This window comes from Agreia sp. PsM10 (assembly GCF_030433855.1).
Classification (GTDB): domain Bacteria; phylum Actinomycetota; class Actinomycetes; order Actinomycetales; family Microbacteriaceae; genus Agreia.
The window spans coordinates 1-1,514 of the sequence record NZ_JARUXC010000030.1 but is presented as its reverse complement, the minus strand read 5'-3'; the positions used below and the strand labels follow the sequence as shown (position 1 = coordinate 1,514).

1 protein-coding gene is annotated in these 1,514 nt (G+C 58.7%); it reads right to left on the bottom strand.

The features are described 5' to 3' along the window. The coding region (locus QCD70_RS18965; RefSeq protein ID WP_301219175.1) for a hypothetical protein at nt 1-345 on the bottom strand (345 nt) is incomplete at its 3' end. Nucleotides 346-1,514 lie beyond the last annotated feature (1,169 nt).

Here is a 1,514-nt window from a genome sequence, read left to right as displayed (position 1 = left end):
TGCGACCGACGCACCATAGTGGTAAAGCACGCCAGAAGGCGTCAGGAAGAAACCATTTCCTACGGCGATTGTTCCCGCGGGGTACGTGTCAGCCGGCGTAAGGGACCCGTTGCTCCTCCATACGTATCCTGCGCCGGTCGAGTCGAAGAATGTGACTTGGTCTGCATTCAGTGCGTCGTCATGGAAGCCCGTCGCCGACGCGACTCCTCCTGCGAACTTGGTTCCATAGTGATAAAGGCCGCCGTCCGGCGCGAGAAAGAATGCATATCCAACGGCTTGCGTTTCGTAGGGAAGGGCGAACGGCCCCAACAGCTTCCCGGTAGAGTCCCAGGTATAGCCATCCACAGACGCGGGGGGGGCGTAACCGTTACAATCGCTGTTGCGGTGGGTCCGGTACTACTTGTCGCTGTGATGGCGGGGCTACTCGTTGCGCTGGTGGCTTTGATCCCGGTGAGGGTGACATTACCGTTAGCGTCAGTGGTGAACACCTTGGGCGCTGTTGTTCCGTCTGACCAGGTAAGCCCTGACGGCAGGGTGACCGTGACAGTCTTTCCAGGGTCAGGCGTTGAGCCATTCGTAGTCAGGAGAAGGGTGACGTCCTTCAACGTTCCACACGCGGCTACGTCGTAGGGCCCGTTCGTGAAGGCGAGGGCGACGCGGCGGCGACCGCGACAACGGGGATGGTCCAGGCCGCGCCCTGTACAAGGGTGCGGCGTTCATCGGGATGAGACCCAGAAGGGCCTTTCAGTCGGTTGCCGTCGTCACCGTTTACCGGGGGAGAGAGAGTCATGGTTGGGACCTCTTTTTTTGTTGATGTTTATGCAACATTATGTTTTGCAGATGCGGTTGAGAAGAACATTCCCTAACGGTGGGAGGAAACCAAACCAGATGGGCCAATCAGTCGCATTCGCGCTCAGTCCTGACGGCTTCATGTCAGCATCACCGCCGCTAACGGGTCAACCCCGGTCGTTCTCAGCGCCCCCTTGGCGTATTGGCGAAGGTCTGCACCCAGGTCCTCCAACGCTCGATGCGATCGCCCGTGACTTAATGGACGGAGGTCAGATCTCTAGCCTCGAAGAGCTCACGTCGATCGCCAACCGCGCGGGGCTTCGCATCCGCACGCGTCATGGAAAACGCCTTTCGTCGAGAGAACGCCTGACCAGCCCAAGAAGCATATTTCAAGCAATCAAGGATTGCTTAGCAAAACCCCGGACGTAACAGTGTGGCCGGTCCGACGAATCGGACCGGCCACACATCTCAACGAGCTACTGCTTGGTTATCAGCTACTCCTGTTTTCCCAGCACCGCTACCGATGCGAGAGGGAGATCCTCCGTGCCGTCAGCACAGAGGAATTGAGATCAGGCAGGCCTTAATGCTTGCGAAAGGTCACACGGCGACTTCAGCCGTTAGCAGACGGCACCAGTCACGTACGCGGTGCGCATGAGGCCACTACCATCGAGCTCAGAGACCGCACTCGTGACGTTCGACACACCAGGGAGCTGAACGTTTCCGAC